The following is a 15918-nucleotide window of genomic DNA, read 5'->3' on the forward strand; positions in this document are numbered from 1 at the left end:
CGCTGGGGCTAGCGGCGCCAGATGCCTGCGAGGCGTCGACGCAGCGATCGTCCGTCAACCCCGTGGGCCACGAGCCGCAGACCCTTCAGGCCTCCAAAGTCGCAGAGGTTCTGACCCGCGGCCGAACCGATTAGAATCGGTTGATGGCCGCGTCTCGATCCGTCGAGCGCCGGATCGTCACGGTGCTGTTCACCGATCTCGTCGGTTTCACCACGCTCTCGGAGCAACTCGACTCGGAGGACGTCGCCCTCGTCCAGGACGCCTATTTCGACGCGGTACGGGAGACGATCTCCCGCCACGGCGGTCAGCTGGAGAAGTTCATCGGGGATGCTGCGATGGCCGTGTTCGGCGCTCCACGGTCGCGCGACGACGACGCCGAGCGCGCTGTACGGGCTGGCCTCGCTCTCGTCTCGGCCGTGGAGCGGCTCGCCGGAACACTCGGGCTCGACGACGGCGCACTCCGGCTGCGGGTGGGCATCAACAGCGGCGAGACGCTCTACGGGGAGGCGACCGCCGAGCGAGGGCCGGTGACGGGTGACATCGTGAACGTGGCCGCTCGTCTGCAAGCGGCTGCCGAGCCCGGGACGGTGGTCGTTGGCGAGCTGACCGCCCTCTCCGTCGCCGAGAGCGTCCGGCTGGAACCGCTCCAGCCGCTCGCGTTGAAGGGCAAGGCGGCGCCCGTTCGCGCCTCTCGCGCAAGCGGTTTCTATCCCGAGCGGTCACGCGAGAGGGCCCTCGGAAGCCTGTGGGCCCCCATGCTCGGCCGCGCGGCCGAGCTCGAGCGGCTCGGCCGAGCAGTCGGCGACGGCGCCCGCCTCGTGCTCGTCATCGCGCCACCCGGGGTCGGCAAGAGCCGACTTCTGGCCGAGTTCGAAGCGCGCGCCGCTGAACGAGGCGCTCAGGTGCTGAAGGCGCGCCTGCGGCCGGACGCTCTCGGGCCGTACGAGCCGATCGCGCAGCTCGTCGAAGCAGCCGGAGGACGCGACAAGGACGTACTCCGAGAGCATGCCCGGCACCTCGCACCCGGACGGGCGGAGGCGCTCGTCGACGCCGTGGGCACGTTGTTCGCCTCCGCGGCGGTGGCGCCGGACGAGGGGCAGCAGGAGCGGGGCTCCCTCTTCACGGCCTGGCGGGAGAGTCTCGACGCGCTCGCCCGGCTGCGGCCGTCCGTCTGGCTCGTGGAAGACGTGCACTGGGCGTCCCCCGATCTGCTCGCGTTCCTCGAGGCCAGCCGCCACGAGGCGAGAGACGAAGACCGCCTGATCGTTGTGACGGCCCGGCCGCTGCTCCTGGACACCGCCCCTGCCTGGTGCGCCGCCGCGGACTTGCTCGATCTGGCTCCGCTTGCCGAAACGTCGACCGCAGATCTGATTCGGGAGCTCGTCGGCGACGCGCTCCCGCCCGAACTCGTCCAGCGGATCGTCCGGCATGCGGGCGGCAACCCGCTCTTCGTCGAGGAGCTGCTGCGGATGTGGGTGGGCAGCGGCGTGCTGGCTAGCGGAGGCGATCGCGGCTGGCTGCTGGCCGCTGAGCCCGAGTCCGTCGAGCTGCCACCCACCGTCCACGCGATCTATGCCGGTCAGCTCGACGACCTCCCGACGGCGGCCCGCCGCGCAGCGCGGAGGGCCGCCGTTGCGGGGCGGCGCTTCCCACGGGCTGCTTTCGACCCACTCGGCGTCACCGATGCCGACGAAGCATTGGAAGCGCTCGTGCGACGGGCCCTCGTCGAAGGGCCGTTGCACGACGACGCCCTCGGCGCGACGTTCGTCTACCGACATGCTCTGCTCCGGGACGCCGGCTACGCGAGTCTGTCGAAGGGGGAGCGCGCCGTCCTCCATTGTCGGCTGGCCGACTGGTTGACGTCGTTGCCTGACGACGCGGCATCGTCGTTGGCCGAAGTCATCGCTCGCCACTACTCGACGGCAGCAGACAGCGCTCCGGCGCTCGTGCGGGAGGTCGACGGACGCTCCCTCGAAGACGTTCGTGCTCTCGCAGCGGGATGGTTCGAGCGCGCGGCCGAGGCAGCGCTTCGGGTCGCCGCCTGGGAGAGCGCCCGCGAGCTCGCGGCGAGGTCACTCGGCGACGACGTCCAAGGGGCGACACGCGGGCGGCGGTTGAGACTGCTCGCCGAGGCGACGATCAACACTCTCGGCGCGGACGCTGCCATGGAGCAGCTCGATGAGGCCCTGGCCTCGTACCGGGAGGCGGCGCCGCTCGATCCGGAGGCGGCAGCGGCCGGCATCGGTCTGGTGGGCCGGATGCTCGGAGATCTGCTTCGGGCTCAGACCCGCTTTGCCGAGGCTCGCCTGCTCGCCGACGACCTACTTCGCGAGATCGGCCCCGATGCCGACGCCGCCTCGCGCGCGCGATTGCTCGTGTTGCGGGCTGTGTCGATCCTGAACGCCAGCGAGGCGTTCGACGAGGCCAGTCAAGATGCTCGCGCCGCACTCGACCTGGCACGTGCTGCGGGCGACCGCGCACTCGAGCTCGACGTCGAGCAGCTCCTCGCGCAGATCGCGGCCGAGCGGGGCGCTGACACCGCCCTCGCATCATGGCAGCGAATCGAGGAGCTCGGTCGCGAGCAAGGTCGCTGGACGTCGGTTGCCGCGGCGATGCGCATCCAGGGCAGCTTTCTGATCGACGACAACCCGAAAGGCGCCCTCCTGTGCTTCGAGGCCTGCGCCGAACTGGCTGCCGCGCGCGGTCTCGTCGAGGATGCCGCGTGGTGCGACTACGGACGCGCCGAAGCGTACTTCGTCGAGGGATCGTGGGATAAGGCACTCGTGGCGGGGCTCCGAGCCGTCGAGGTGGGCGAAAGCCACGGCTTCCACCGGGTCGTCGTCCGTTCCTGGTTCGTGCTGCTCCCGATCGCGACGACACTTGGCCGACACGACGTCACCGAGCGGGCGCACGCGAGGTTCGCGGCGCGCCGGGGGCGAGAGCCCGACTCTCCCTACGCACGAATCATCACGACCGCGGCACACCTCCATCTCGCAGCGGCAGGCCTCGAGGCATCCGTCGTCCCGGATGTGACCGAGCGGCTGGCATCGTTCGAGCTCGAGCACGGCGGCCCGAGCTGGCTTGCGGGAATCGAGACAGTCGTCCTCGCCTGGATCGACGCCGGGAAGCTCGACAGCGTCGCTACCGCTCTCGATCTGATGGCAGGACGGCTCGCACACGGTGGCTCGGCGCTGGCTCGCGCGACCGAGGCGACCCTTCGCGCCCACCTCTCGTCCGCCCGGGGCGATCTGGCTGCAGCAGAGCTCCATGCCCGCCGCGCGCTCTCAGCGCTCGACGATCGGGCCCCGTGGTGGCGGGCGCGGGCGATCCGGACACTCGAGTCGATCGGCCGAGCAGACGGAGCGCTGCTCGACGAGGCGGCCGCGATCGAGAGTCGGCTCGGCATCCTGGACTGAGTGCGGGCTGTGGCCAGCCGAGGTTCGACACGCGCTCGCTAGGTTGACGACTTTCGCCGCCTCCTCGGCGGCGGGACTGTTGCTCGGCGCTTCCCGAGCGGGTCACGACACCGTCAATGCTGAGTGTCGATCGCTTGCAGAGCGAAGGAAGGTGGGTGCATCGGATGCGTCGCCTTACAGGTCAGGAGCCCGGCGGTTTCTCCGGCTACCGCGCGGACCGTGACGCTCAGTGTCCCCTCACGGTGGGCGAGGTCGACTCTGATCTCACCTGTTCCCGTTCCCCTCACCCAGAGCGGCTCGAGGTCGGTGATCGACCGGCTGCCGTTCTCGATCCTCGCGAAGTGTTGTGCGGCTTGGACGACCGGACGGAATGCCGCACGTCCCCGGAGGAGATCGACGACGACCTCGGATCGCTCGTGGGATTCGATGAGGTCGGGTGAACGTGAGGGTTGGACGCGACCGTAGTAGAGACCTTGTGGAAGCACGAGCACGTTCGGTGCGAATCTGTCTCCACCAATGTGTGAGCACTCCCAGACGAGGTCTGGCCGTTGCTCGACGAGGCTCGCAGCTACCGCCCTGCCGCGCAGAGCGCAGCACGCGTCGTGGCGCCCATGAGTGCAGACGAGATACATCGTCGGGAGCGTCCCGTCGCCCCTCCCAGCGTCGAGCGGGATGTCGAGCAAGTCGCGGTCGGAGGCGTACGAGCCCTCGATCACCGCTTCTGCACCAGGCGAGGAGTCGATAACGAACCACCGGCGTCGGGGATTCGCCTGCGATCGTCCTGGCCTCTTGATGAGGAGAACGCGATACGAGACGGCGGCCGCGCGTGTCGCCACAATCGATGCGATCTCCGGGTCGAGCCGAGATTCACTCAGTGCGTTCGGTCCCCATGCACCGGGCGACTCGATCAGCAGGAACCCTCTCGCGTGGGCAGCCGTGCCGGCGAGCTGATCTCCGCGTTCGTCGGCGGCGAACGAACACCGCAGCCGACTGGCTCCCTTGTCGGGGCTCATCGCTCAGGCGACGGCGATGTGTCGGCGACCAGGATTCCTTCGCGCATCAGCAGCTCGACGAGCTCGAGCCTTTGCCGGTTAGTCAACCCGGGGATCTCGTCGATCCCGATCTCGGTGCCCGAATGGAGCACGGCCCGCAACGCTTCGGCGTGGTCGAGCCCGAAGCTCAGAGTTCCTCCACTGTGCGTTAGGGTCAAATCCGTGCCACCGGCAGAGAGCTTTGCTCGCTGCTGCGGTCGCAGGCGGATGCGCGTGTCTGCGCCGAGCGTGTCGAGCGCCTTTGCCTGCGCGAGGGGGCGGAGTGGGGAGGGTCGGCTGCTGCCCCGGTCGCGACGCTCCATCACTCGTGCCACGTCGGCTGGCGAGATCTCCCTGATCAGTTCTGCAAGGGCCTCGACCGTCGAAGCGAGATCGGTTTCCAGCTGATCGGGGTCGCGCACATCGACGCCCATCGGCAACGCACGGCGTAGCCTCGGATCATCGGCCGCGAGTTCGAGCAATGCGCGCGTCAGATCGTGGCGGGTGTGGTTATGGATACCTACCGTCAGGTGAATCGACACACCAGCTAGCGCGTCCGCTGAATGAATGAAGCCGCGAGGGAGGTACAGAACGTCTCCGGCTTCGAGGACTGACTCGTCTCGGGGGGCCGTCTTTGCGCGCGACTCGACAGCGGAGCGGTGCTGCGTCCACGGTTGGTCGCGAAGGGGATGCGGGTGGACAGGGTCGTGAACGATCCAGCGCTTCGAGCCCGCGATCTGGAGGACGAACACGTCATGGACGTCGTAGTGTGCGGCGAACCCTCGTGACTGCTCGGGAGTGATGTAGGCGTTGATCTGAACAGGGTGTCCCAGCTCGGCGCTCAGCGTTCCCGCGAGAGCCATGAGCGGGGGCCAGAACCGGTGCAGTGCTTGCAGGACGATGGTGTGTCCCGACGCGAACAGGTCGAGGATCCGTTCGTCGAGGACCTGATCGCCGACGGCAGCACCGACTCCTCCGGGGCCGGTATAGCGCGACGAGTCAACGATGACGCCGTCCTTGGCTACGCGAACGAAGGGAGTACGCAGACCGCGCATCGAGAGGATCTCGTCGGCACCCTCAGCAGAGAACAGATCATCGAGACCTCGTTCGTGCTTGGAACGGCGCGTCAGAAGCGGCGCGGTGCCCCAGAAATCGGCGGCGAACCGCTCCTCTGAGATGGCGATCAATCGTCGTAGGGTCGGACGTCCGTGGAGGCCCGTCCGACCCGCCTGCACGTCCGCGATGGTCAGCGAGTCGCCCCGCCGTCAGCGCCACCGTCAGCTCCACCATCTGAGCTCGCACCCCCGTCGGCACCTCCGTCGTGTCCAGACCCGGCTCCGCCGTCGGCCGGCCCGTGACCCTCGTCAGCGCCTCCGTCGGCGCCTCCATCGGCACCTCCGTCATCGCCAACACCCGCTCCACCATCGGCGGCGCCGTGTCCTTCGCGCGTCTCCTCAGTCATTGCGTCCTCAGTCGTCGCATCCTCAGTCATCGCGAACCTCCGCCGTCGTGGATTTGACCGGCAATCACCGGACCTTTGATCTACCCAGTCGCAGAACCGGACAAACCTCGCTCCGGTAGCAACCACGGACCCACGAATCGAGGGCCAGACCGTGACGGAGCAGCGGCGGCGCTCGCCCGAAGCCACGCCGACCTGCTCAGCCCACTCCCCGTCGTTCGATCACGGCCGAAACCTTGGCCGGCAGTCAGGCGGGTTCGATCCGCTCGCGGGCAGAATCGATCGGGGCTGACCGCTCGGAGGCCAGGCGTTGCGCCTGCGCGTTGACCTCGGCGCCGAAGAGGAGAGCCGCGCTCGTCAGCCACAGCCAGATCAGCATCACGACGACTGCAGAGAGCGTGCCCCACGTCTTGTTGTAGGAGCCGAAGTTGGCCGAGTAGATCGCGAAGCCTCCCGAGGCGACGAGCCAGATCACGACCGATGCTCCCGCGCCGGGCGTGACCAGCAGCCAGTTCGGCTGGTCGGCGTCCGGGCCGAGGTACAGCAGGACCGCGAAGGCGAGGAGAAGACCCAGCACGAGAATCGGCCACTGGGCCGTCCACCAGGCCCACGCCACGAGGCTCGGTTGGCCACTTGCGTCGCCGATCCACCGCTCCAGGTACGGCCCGAGCACGAGCAGTGCGCCGACGAGTGCCGCGGCACCGACGAGACAGACGACGATGACGAGGGCAACCACTCGCTTGTGCAGGAAGCCGCGTTCGTCATCGTGGTCGAACGCGGTCGTGATGCCCTGCATCAGCGTCGTGGCGGCCGACGAGGTCGTCCACAGGGCGAGGGCGGCACCGATCGCAGTCATCGCAACACCGGCGCGGGGGGATTCGGCCGATCGGCGGAGACTGTCTCCGAGTAGCGTCGTCGCCTCCGCGGGCATCACTGCGCTCGCGCGTTGGAGCAGGCGGTCGACATCTCCGGCGCTCGCAACGAGCGAGAAGACGCCGAGCACGACGAGCAGTGCGGCGGGGATCGCGAGGAACAGTGAATAGGCGAGCGCCTGAGCCGTCGTGCTGACCCGGTTCCTTCGCGCTCCGACGACCGCGCGTCGGAGCACGATCCAAGTGTCTGCAGCCCACCCGGAAGTACCGGAAGGTGCCGACGTGGACGCGCGCGAGGTCGCTGCTGTCATCTCGAAGCTGCCCGGCGCGCCTACATCGACTCGCCCGGCGGCACTGCTCGCGAACCGCCCGGTTGCGTCTCCTCGTCGGGCCCGGAGACGGTGAACTCCTTCTTCTCGCTTGGATCGACGACGATCGTCTCCAGAGTCTGGAGACCCGGCTTCTGCTGTTGCGACTCGAGCAGATTGATGTCGATCGGCGGCTCGGGCGCCCGATCCTCTGATCGTTGAAGCGCGCCGTCATCATCGCTGTTTCGCTGCGGCTGGCTATCCTCCCGCGGAGGCGCCTGGTACTCGTCCTCGCCGACGAGAGCTGTCTCGATCGCGTGAGGGTCGCCGCTTTCGGTAACCATCGTTCCGCTCCCTTCTTCGCTTTCTCCCAGGGTCATACCCTGGTAGGTCGAGGTCTACTCTGCGAGCACGAACCGGACTTGACGCTTCGCGACATCTGCCACCTCGAGCCGAACAACGACTCGCTCCCCGAGCGGCAGGTTCTTGCCCTCGCAGCGCGCAGTGACTGCGGGTTCCTGAAGCTGCACGGTGCCGGCGTCGTCATTCTCGTCGACATCGACGACGACCGCGTCGAACATCCGTCCGACGCTTGGCTCGAGCACAGCCGCTTCGACCACCGAGATGATGCCGCCCTCGTACTGCTGCGCCCGCCGGTTCGACCTGGCCATCGTTTCCGGCAGGCCAGGGAGTGCAGCACGTACCCACTCAGGAACCGGCTTGCCCGCCGAGACCGCGACACACACCTCGCCCACATAGCGATCGGCGAGGCGACGGAGCGGAGCGGTCGCATGCGCGTATGTCGAGGCGACGCCCGAGTGCTCGGCGTGAGTTGGTGCCTTGCCGTCGAAGGCCAGGTAGCCCGCACCGCGGAGGAGAAGAGTCGACTCGGACAGAACTGCCGCCTGCTCGGCGCGCGTTGCATCGAGCGTCCGGATGAACTCCGCGTAGGGCACCGCCCTGCTCCATTCGACTCCGAGCGCTTTCGCCGTCCGTCGCAAGCGCTCGACATCGCGCTTCTCGGCCACCGGCAACGTACGGAGCAGCCCGATGCCCGCGCCGAGCATCAGGTTCGCGGCGGCCATCCCGGTGAGCAATGAGATCTGTGCGTTCCAGCCCTCGACCGGCAGCAGGGCACGGAACGCGAGGTGGTATCCATCGACGTCGTGTTCCACTACCTGATCGGGGATCGGCAGGTTGATTCCGCCTCGTCGCGCCTCTCGACTCTGACGCAGGCGGCCGACCTCGCGCAGCAACCGAAGCGGCTCCTCCGCCGATCCGGCATCGAGCGATCGCTGCACGCTCGCGTAGTCGAGCTTTGCACGGCTGCGAACGAGGGCACGGCGAACGTTCGCGGACGTTCCTTCGCCCGTCGCGTCCAGGTTCATCTCCCAGACGAGCGCCGGCCTGACCTCGTCCGGCAGCAGGCTACCGGCGTCCTCCGAGAGCGTCGGAGGGTACAGCCTCGCGTTTCCGTCCGGCGCGTAGAGGGTCTGCCCTCTGATGTGCGCCTCGACGTCCATCGGTTCGGCGGCAGTCACGAACGCGGCGACGTCCGCGATTGCGTACCGCACCCGATAGCCGCTGCCACGCCGCTCGAGGTGCAGTGCCTGATCGAGGTCACGTGACTCCGGCGGGTCGATCGTGAGAAACGGGATGTGCGTCTCGTCGACGACGGGCAAGCGGGGCGCGCCAACCGCTGCCTTCGCGTCTGCGAGCACCGGCCCGGAGAAGTCGAACGACACGTCCAATTCGTCGCGCAGGTTGGCAAACGCAGCGTGTATCGCTGCGTCGTCTGGCCGCGGAAGGTGGAGTCGTCTCTGCATCACCCGGTCACCCTGGAGCGCACTACGGGTTCACGCCGTGCGCTCCCCGGCCTCTCACCCGGTCGACGAGATCGGAGATAGTCGTCCGAACCTTCGTCTTCTGGTGCGGTGAAAGGCGTCTCCACGCTGCGAGCCCGGCGAGCGCGAGAGGCACGAGTCGACCGAGCTTCACCGTGAGCTCCCTTCTCGCCCGCTGGTCCCGGTCGTTCCCTGGCTGGCCCCTCCGGAGCCGGTGTCCTTCTGGCCTGCGATGTTCGAGCTTCCCGGCGTGCCCGTCCCCGACCCCCCGGTCTGCTCCGTGGCGCCGGCCCTCTCGGGGTCGGCCACCATCGGCTCGTCCGATGCTGCGCGCTCGTTGTCCGTCATCTCGTCGTCTCCTTCGTAGGGGAATGAGTGTGATACCCCGATCCGCCGCTAGGAAACGTCGCCTCGGTGTTTTAAAGTCACTGGTCTACGGGAGGGAGGCACGTGACTGTTGTGCAATCTGCGGCGGGTTCTCGGCGTGTGCGGGGTTGTTGCCCGCTCGATTGTCAGGACACATGCTCTTGGGTCGCGCATGTCGAGGAGGGGCGGGTGGTGAGGGTGGAGGGCGCGAAGGATCACCCGTTCACCCGCGGCGCGTTGTGCGCGAAGGTCAACGATTACGAGCAGCGTGTCTACGCGCCGGATCGTCTTCTTCATCCGCTGCGCCGGAGCGGGCCGAAAGGATCAGGTGAGTTCGATCGGATCTCGTGGGATGAGGCGCTCGACTTCATCGCCAGCGGGTTCCTCGCGATCATCGACGAATCGGGGGCGGAGGCGATCCTGCCGCTCAACTACCTCGGCTCGATGGGGGTTGTCCAGCGCCGCGCCCTGATGCGAATCTTCCATGCCCTCGGGGCGTCGAGGCTCCACGGAAGCATCTGCGGTGCCGCCGGAAATGTGCTCGCCGAGGAGGGGCATCCGCGTGGCTTTGATCCGGAAGAGATCGTTCACAGCCGCCTCGTCTTGTTGTGGGGCGCGAACCTCCTCTCGACGAGCCATCACCACTGGCACTTCGTGGATCGGGCACGCCGCCAGAGCGGCGCCCGGATCGTCTGCATCGATCCGATCCGAACGCGAACCGCACGTGCCTGTGACGAGCACGTGATGTTGAAACCGGGTAGCGACGCCGTCCTGGCCGCCGGCATCGCACACGTTCTCTTTGCTGAGGAGTTGGCTGATGTCGCGTTCGCGCGATCAGCCGTCGTAGACCTGGACGCGTTTCGCGAGCAGGTGGTGCCCTGGACACCGGAGCGGGTTTCGGCTGTTTGTGGCGTCGAGGCCGACGTCGTGGTCAGGCTTGCTCGTGAGTATGGAGCCGCCCACCCTGCGACGATCCGCTGCGGCATCGCGCCGCAACAGACGCGTGCGGGAGAGTCGTTCGTTCGCGCGCTGGCCGCACTCGCGATCGTAGGCGGCCACTGGCGTCATCGGGGAGGCGGTCTGTTCATAGAGGCGAATCCCGTCCTCAGCGAGGCATCGGCTGCTCGGCCGGACCTCCTGCCGCGCGAGACGCGCAGCCTGGACATGGCGCGCCTTGGCGAGCAGCTGACCAGCATTGCACTCGAGCCACCGATTCGGGCACTGATGGTCTGGAACCACAACCCCGCGGTCACCCAGCCCGACTCGGTGCGCGTGCGCGAGGGGCTCGCCAGAGAAGACCTCCTGACCGTCGTCGTTGAGCACTTCCTCACTGACACAGCCCGTTACGCCGATGTCGTTCTCCCTTCGACGACCCAACTCGAGCACTTCGACATCGTCGGCGCTTGGGGTCACCACTATATCTCGCTGAACGAGCCTGCTGTTCCCCCGCAAGGAGAGGCACTGTCGCACGGCGAGATCATGCGCCGCCTGGCGCCACGCCTCGGACTCGATCATCCGGCGTTCCGCGAAAGCGACGAGGAGATAGCCGAGACGGCGCTGCCAGATGGCATCGGACTCTCCACGCTCCGCGAGAACGGGTGGTACAAGACGACTCCTCCACCGCCCGCGTTCGGGGACGGTTCAGCCCGGCTGACGATCGCGGGCGAGGTGCCGCTCCCAGCGAGCGCTCCAGCAGGTGACATGCTGCAGCTGCTGACGCCGAAATCTCACTACTTCCTCAACTCGAGCTTCGCGAACATGGGACGCCAGCGCACAGCTATGAAGCGGCCGACGCTCGAGATGCACGCCGCTGACGCAGCAATGCGTGGCCTCCTTGACGCAGAGGAGGTAGAGATAGCAAATGAACGCGCAGCGATCCGCGCCTGGCTACGAATTACCGAGGACATCTGCCCCGGCGTCGTCGCTCTTGCCGGGAAGTGGTGGGGCGATGCAGAAGGTAACCCGGTCGCAAATCTGCTCACGGCATCCGCATGGTCGCCCGGAGGGCAACCCGCCTACAACGACACCTTCGTTCGCATCAATTCCGTGCAACCGCCGGCCTTCGCTAGGCCCTCGCTGGATGGGTCTTTCTCCTCAACGGCGTGAAGGGCGTCGGTGAGGACGAGTAGGCAGGCGCTCCGTTTCTGGTTGAAGTTCGGAATGAGCAGGTTCGGCGTTACTGCCGTGCAGCTCGCGATCATGTCGTCCAAACGGTGTGTCCGATGCCGGCGGATCGACCTTCGAGTAGCAGGCCGTCCGAGGACCGGGAAGGACTTTCGGGTGGGCTTCGGAAGTCATTCCACGATCAATCAATCGTGAGGCAGAGGAGATGGTGTGAACACATCCGCAGTTGATGACCGCGGCGAGACGGGGCTTTTCGCATTGGTGAGCGTGGCTGTTGCTTCCGGCCTCGCGGCCTGGGGAACCTGGGGCGACGACGCCGACCACAGCCTTGGTGAGTACCTGGCCGTGCTCGCGATCATCGCAGTCAGCGCGACGATCGTTTTCGGCCTCGTTGTTCCGAGATGGAACGGGAAGAGGGCAGCCTTGCTCGTTGGAGTTCTCGCTGTCGTTTCGGTTGTGGCGTTTTGGTCTGGCCTGCCGGTCGTGTTGGGAGCCGCTGCGATTCTCCTCGGCCTGCGTTTACGGGGCACCGAGCGAAATGCCGGTTCCGTCGCTCTCGCGTTGGGTTGCCTGGCGATAGTCGCAACGGTCGTCATCTACATCATGGACATGTAGTTGCGAAACGTCGGCGCGAAACTCGTCAAATCGCACGGGAGCAGCTGATCGAAGGGGCGTCGCGAGGAGGTCTGCGTGAGGTTGTGGGAGTGATGAGCGCCAGTGGTGCTGCTCGTCGGCGCGGTTGCCTGGTACGCCAAGATGGCGGTCATCGTCGCCACCGACGGGCGGGTCGAGTCGACAGGGGCGGCGGCCGTGTTCTTCATGTCAGCGTACCTCTCTCCTGAGAGCTCACTGACGTTCGTGCGAGCGAAATCTCCCGGAGAGTTACCGTCGATGTCGAGCAACGTGCGAGCAACCGGAGCGAGGAGACGATTCCGCCGATGACCGTGAGGTGCTCGGCGCGGAACGCTAGCGCCCACACGAGGGTCATTCGATGAGCCAACGGGCATTCCCGGTCGCGTTGCTACATGCTGATGACGCGGTCGTAGTCGGCGATCATCCGGGCGAGATCCGGTGGCGTCAGCCACGTCCCCTGGATCCACTCTAGGTCTTCGTCGGTCGCCCCACGGGCGACGGCGCAACCCTTTCAGACGAACACGGGAACGCGGTTGTCGAGGAGCTTCTGGAAGAGCTCCTTGGCAGGCGGGACGCCGACGCCGACGACCTGTTCGGCCGTCGTCGAGATGGCGAGCTCGGTTGCGTCGCCAACGAGGACGAGCGCGCACTCCTGCCCTGCCGCCACCGAGCCGTTGGCTGCGATGTGGAGCGGAAGCGATGCCCGAGTGGGGTCGCTCGTGCCACTCGTCGTGAGGTAGAGGATCTTCATCATTCGAGTGTACGACGGCGGGCGAGATCGCACAAGCGCGGGCTCTTTGAACGAGCGCGGTCAATCCGCAGGCAGAGGAAACGTGAGCCAGGGGATCCATTGCGACCAGGCCGTCTCGAGTGTGCCGTCGGCGATCACGCCGGCGAGTGCGTCGTCGAGTGCCTGGCCCAGGGGATCGTTGCCCTTTCTCACGGCGACGCCCCACTGGTTTTGCGTTTGCAGGGTGAAGGCGAGGCGTAGGTCGGGCTCCGCGTCAAGCGGCACCATTGCGACGTCGTCGTCGACGAAGCCGTCTATGTCGCCACCGCGGAGGGCGCCGATCATGTCGCCGAAAACGTCGGCTGTGCCGGGGAACGAGACGAGCTCGACGTCGGGGAACGTTTCGGCGAGACGCATGTTGGTGCTGTCGGCGATCGCGCCGATTCGTTTGCCCTCGAGGTCTGCCGGCGTCGAGGTGGGGTCGTCGGCGCGAACGACGACCGACTCGTCGAAAACCGCGTAGGGACGGGTGAAGTCGGCGCGGGCGCGGCGCTCGTCGGTGATTGCCTGTCCGCACCAGACGGCGTCGACGCGGCCGTCTGCGAGAGCGGGGTAGAAGTCGCTCCAGGCGAGGAAGCCCCAGGTGAGCTCGAGGCCCAGGCGTGCGGAGACGAGGGCGGCCGCGGCAGGCTCGTAGCCGACCCTTTGTCTAGCAGCGTCGGCGCGAGAGAAAAGCGGCGGCGCGTCGAGGTCGGCGCAACCGAGCGTCAGCTGGCCCGGAGCGACCAGCGACGGAAGCGATGCGGTGGCAGACATGTGGAGACCGTATCGTCGCGAGCCGGGAGGCGACGCCCCTTCGCGTCGCTCAACGAGATCAGGCTCCGGCGCGACAGCCAGGGGCGCCGGGAGACTTCTGCTGATTCAGGGCATGAGATCACAACGGTCCTGCTCCCACGCCTCCTGGCCGCGACACTCGGTACCTCTGCGAGTGAGTTGGGGCTTCGGCGACCGCACCTGGTTCGGGAGGTGTGAACCGGATCGACGCGCCGCACGAATGAGCGGCGAACCCAACGAAAGGAAGATTGTGCTCAAAATCAGTCGGACGTCTCTCGTGGCGCTGCTGTCGCTCGCAGCTCTTGCCGTAACCGGGACAGCACTTGCGGCGCACAACGGAAACAACAAGGCAGAACTCAGTGGTGTGGGAACCGGGACCGCGGTCGTCAACTACTCCGAGGGGCAAGGAACGTTCAACGGCACGGTCGCCGTCAGCGGCCTGGCGGCCAACACCGACTACTCGTTCTACGTCACCGGAGCGGGCGCAGGAGCAGCGGGCCGACTCATCTGTAGCGGAGTCTCCACCAACAGTGGTGCATTCGCCTGCAGCGAGCAGAAGCTCCCGCTGCCGGGATTCACGACGGCGCAGGTACGGACGACGATCGGCGGAACAGTCGTTGCGAGCGGCACGTTCGAGCGGCGTGGGAACTGCCGCGATCCAGAGCAGGCCGGGTCGCAGTGCAAGGCTCAGAACTAACACCCGTATGACGTAGTTCACTCCACCTGGTAACCCGGGCACGTCACCTTTGCGTGATGTGGCTCTTGCAGGAAGGGCGCCGGCCCGTACGTGCGGTCGGCGCCCTTACAGCTCGGGAACGGCCATCGTCGGCTGCGCGATCGTTCAGAAATGTTGCCGGAAGGCGGATGCTGACGCGCATGCGCCGACGGGGTTACGCGCGCCCCCACAGGGGCCGAGGTTTGCGCGTGCCTCAGTGAGGCAATGACACCATTAGGCGGCCCTAGCTGGAGTTCAGCTGTGTCGACCAGCATGCAGCCGCGCGATGACGCGATAGACGCGGATGACCGCACACGCGTCCGCGTCGAAGCGCCGTTCACCTACTTCGACGCTGAGGGACGGTCGTCTGTCCGGCGGCGTTTGCTGTCGTACATCGCGGAGTCGGCCCGCTCCATGAGCTCGGTGATCGTCCTTCGGGAGCTTGGGTCGGCGAGGTGGCTGCCGAGGCTGAGAGACAGGGTGCTGAGAGGTGTCTCGGTGGTTTGGTTGTGGTTGGCGATGGCTGCGTCGATGCGGGCAGTAATACTCGAGATCGTTTCTTCGGTGGCGTCGTGGATGAGGAGGCAGAACTCGTCGCCGCCAACGCGCGCCACGACGTCGGTTGGCCTGGTCTGCTTCGCGAGGATCGCTGCTGCCGCCTGCAGCACCTGGTCGCCTACGTGGTGGCCCAAGTGGTCATTGATGCTCTTGAGGCCGTCGAGGTCGATAAACACGACGCCGATCGTGCTGCCTGCGAGGCGCGCTTCGTAGAGCATCTGGGGGCCAACGGTGGCCAGCCCTCGTCGGTTGTAGAGCCCGGTGAGTTCGTCTCGGCTGGCGAGCTCTTCGAGCGTTTCAGCCTGAACAGCGAGCAGCCGTGCCTGTTCTTGCAGCAGCTCCTCGGCCTGTTTGCGTTCGGTGATGTCTCGCGAGATCCCGAAGACGCCAGCGACGTTGCCGTTTCGGTCGCGCAGCGGAACCTTCGTGGTCGAGACCCAGGTTTGGCGGCCGTCAGCCCAGGTTTCCTGCTCCTCGATGGCGACCAGGGGCCGATCGGTTTGCATCAGTAATTGCTCGTCCGCGAACGCCTTTCGCGAGTGCTCTTCCCCGAAGTAGTCGAAGTCGGTTTTCCCGATCGCGTCTGATGGATCGGACAGCCCGAGCCAGTTGGCCAGAGCGTCGCTGATCCTCAGGAAACGGCTCTGTGCGTCCTTGAAGTACACATGGTCGGGCGTGTTCGCGAGCAGCGCATCGAGCAGGTAACGATCGTCGACCAGCTCCTCTGGGCCGCCTCGCCGGAGCGGCACAAACTCACCGCCGACACCTACCATCCCTCCGCCGTCCAAAGAATCGTCGTCCATCCGACAAAGATCGGCAGTCCGCATCGGCGCCTTGAGTACTCGCCCCGGAACATCGGCTGAACCGAGGGAAGGAACGACATACAGAAGCGGTATCCTCGTCTCCGTGGCGACACCGACTGTCGAGATCCTCTACTTCCAGGGGTGCCCCAACCACACCCTGGCTCGAGAGCTGGTCGGGCGGGTGGCACTCGACCTCGGAATCGCAGTCGACCTCCGTTTGGTGGA

At 66.8% G+C, this 15918-nt stretch carries 14 protein-coding genes; 4 read left to right on the top strand and 10 right to left on the bottom strand.

Annotation, left to right across the window (positions count from 1 at the left end; translation table 11 throughout):
* Positions 1 to 143: 143 nt before the first annotated feature.
* Positions 144 to 3416, top strand: a complete 3273-nt coding sequence (locus tag ABIR74_RS10825) for an adenylate/guanylate cyclase domain-containing protein (protein WP_348177961.1) — start codon at positions 144 to 146, stop codon at positions 3414 to 3416.
* 113 nt (positions 3417 to 3529) lie between these two features.
* Here ABIR74_RS10825 and ABIR74_RS10830 read toward each other — a convergent pair whose 3' ends face one another.
* The 7 genes from ABIR74_RS10830 to ABIR74_RS10860 form a co-directional block, all read right to left on the bottom strand.
* A complete protein-coding gene (locus ABIR74_RS10830) occupies positions 3530 to 4429 on the bottom strand; it encodes a sucrase ferredoxin (protein WP_348177963.1) in 900 nt (299 codons plus the stop codon).
* Positions 4426 to 5634: a cupin domain-containing protein gene (locus tag ABIR74_RS10835; RefSeq protein ID WP_348177965.1), complete on the bottom strand. Its 1209-nt coding sequence runs from the start codon at positions 5632 to 5634 to the stop codon at positions 4426 to 4428. Before ABIR74_RS10835 ends, ABIR74_RS10830 begins: the two co-directional genes overlap by 4 nt.
* Before the next feature lie 519 nt (positions 5635 to 6153).
* On the bottom strand, positions 6154 to 7014 hold the full coding sequence (locus ABIR74_RS10840; RefSeq protein WP_348177967.1) for a YihY/virulence factor BrkB family protein: 861 nt from the start codon (positions 7012 to 7014) through the stop codon (positions 6154 to 6156).
* 95 nt (positions 7015 to 7109) lie between these two features.
* Positions 7110 to 7430 (bottom strand): hypothetical protein, encoded by a 321-nt coding sequence (locus tag ABIR74_RS10845; protein ID WP_348177969.1) that lies wholly within the window; start codon positions 7428 to 7430, stop codon positions 7110 to 7112.
* Between the two features lie 54 nt (positions 7431 to 7484).
* Entirely contained in the window at positions 7485 to 8912 is a 1428-nt protein-coding gene (locus ABIR74_RS10850) for an RNB domain-containing ribonuclease (RefSeq protein WP_348177984.1), read from the bottom strand.
* A gap of 22 nt (positions 8913 to 8934) precedes the next feature.
* Complete coding sequence (locus tag ABIR74_RS10855) at positions 8935 to 9084, bottom strand: hypothetical protein (protein WP_348177971.1); 150 nt, start codon at positions 9082 to 9084, stop codon at positions 8935 to 8937.
* Positions 9081 to 9278: a hypothetical protein gene (locus tag ABIR74_RS10860; RefSeq protein ID WP_348177973.1), complete on the bottom strand. Its 198-nt coding sequence runs from the start codon at positions 9276 to 9278 to the stop codon at positions 9081 to 9083. The genes ABIR74_RS10855 and ABIR74_RS10860 overlap by 4 nt, the downstream gene beginning before the upstream one ends.
* A 138-nt stretch (positions 9279 to 9416) precedes the next feature.
* Between ABIR74_RS10860 and ABIR74_RS10865 the strand changes: the two genes are divergently transcribed.
* Together ABIR74_RS10865 and ABIR74_RS10870 are read left to right on the top strand one after the other, a co-directional pair.
* Positions 9417 to 11402, top strand: coding sequence for a molybdopterin-dependent oxidoreductase (locus ABIR74_RS10865; RefSeq protein WP_348177986.1), 1986 nt, complete (start codon positions 9417 to 9419; stop codon positions 11400 to 11402).
* A gap of 228 nt (positions 11403 to 11630) precedes the next feature.
* The gene (locus tag ABIR74_RS10870; protein WP_348177975.1) at positions 11631 to 12035 is read left to right on the top strand and encodes a hypothetical protein; all 405 of its coding nucleotides are present in this window, start codon (positions 11631 to 11633) and stop codon (positions 12033 to 12035) included.
* Positions 12036 to 12564: 529 nt separating this feature from the next.
* On the opposite strand, the gene ABIR74_RS10875 is transcribed toward ABIR74_RS10870, so the two are convergent.
* Entirely contained in the window at positions 12565 to 12804 is a 240-nt protein-coding gene (locus tag ABIR74_RS10875) for a DsrE family protein (RefSeq protein ID WP_348177976.1), read from the bottom strand.
* A gap of 60 nt (positions 12805 to 12864) precedes the next feature.
* On the bottom strand, positions 12865 to 13599 hold the full coding sequence (locus ABIR74_RS10880) for an ABC transporter substrate-binding protein (protein ID WP_348177978.1): 735 nt from the start codon (positions 13597 to 13599) through the stop codon (positions 12865 to 12867).
* A gap of 268 nt (positions 13600 to 13867) precedes the next feature.
* On the opposite strand from ABIR74_RS10880, the gene ABIR74_RS10885 reads away from it, so the two are divergent.
* Positions 13868 to 14314, top strand: a complete 447-nt coding sequence (locus ABIR74_RS10885; protein WP_348177980.1) for a hypothetical protein — start codon at positions 13868 to 13870, stop codon at positions 14312 to 14314.
* A 359-nt stretch (positions 14315 to 14673) separates the two neighbouring features.
* Here the strand turns inward: ABIR74_RS10885 and ABIR74_RS10890 are convergent, their stop codons facing one another.
* Positions 14674 to 15693 carry a GGDEF domain-containing protein gene (locus ABIR74_RS10890; protein ID WP_348177982.1) on the bottom strand — a complete coding sequence of 340 codons (1020 nt, stop codon included), beginning with the start codon at positions 15691 to 15693 and terminating at the stop codon, positions 14674 to 14676.
* Positions 15694 to 15918 lie beyond the last annotated feature (225 nt).

It is taken from the genome of Gaiella sp. (assembly GCF_039915195.1).
Classification (GTDB): Bacteria; Actinomycetota; Thermoleophilia; order Gaiellales; family Gaiellaceae; genus Gaiella.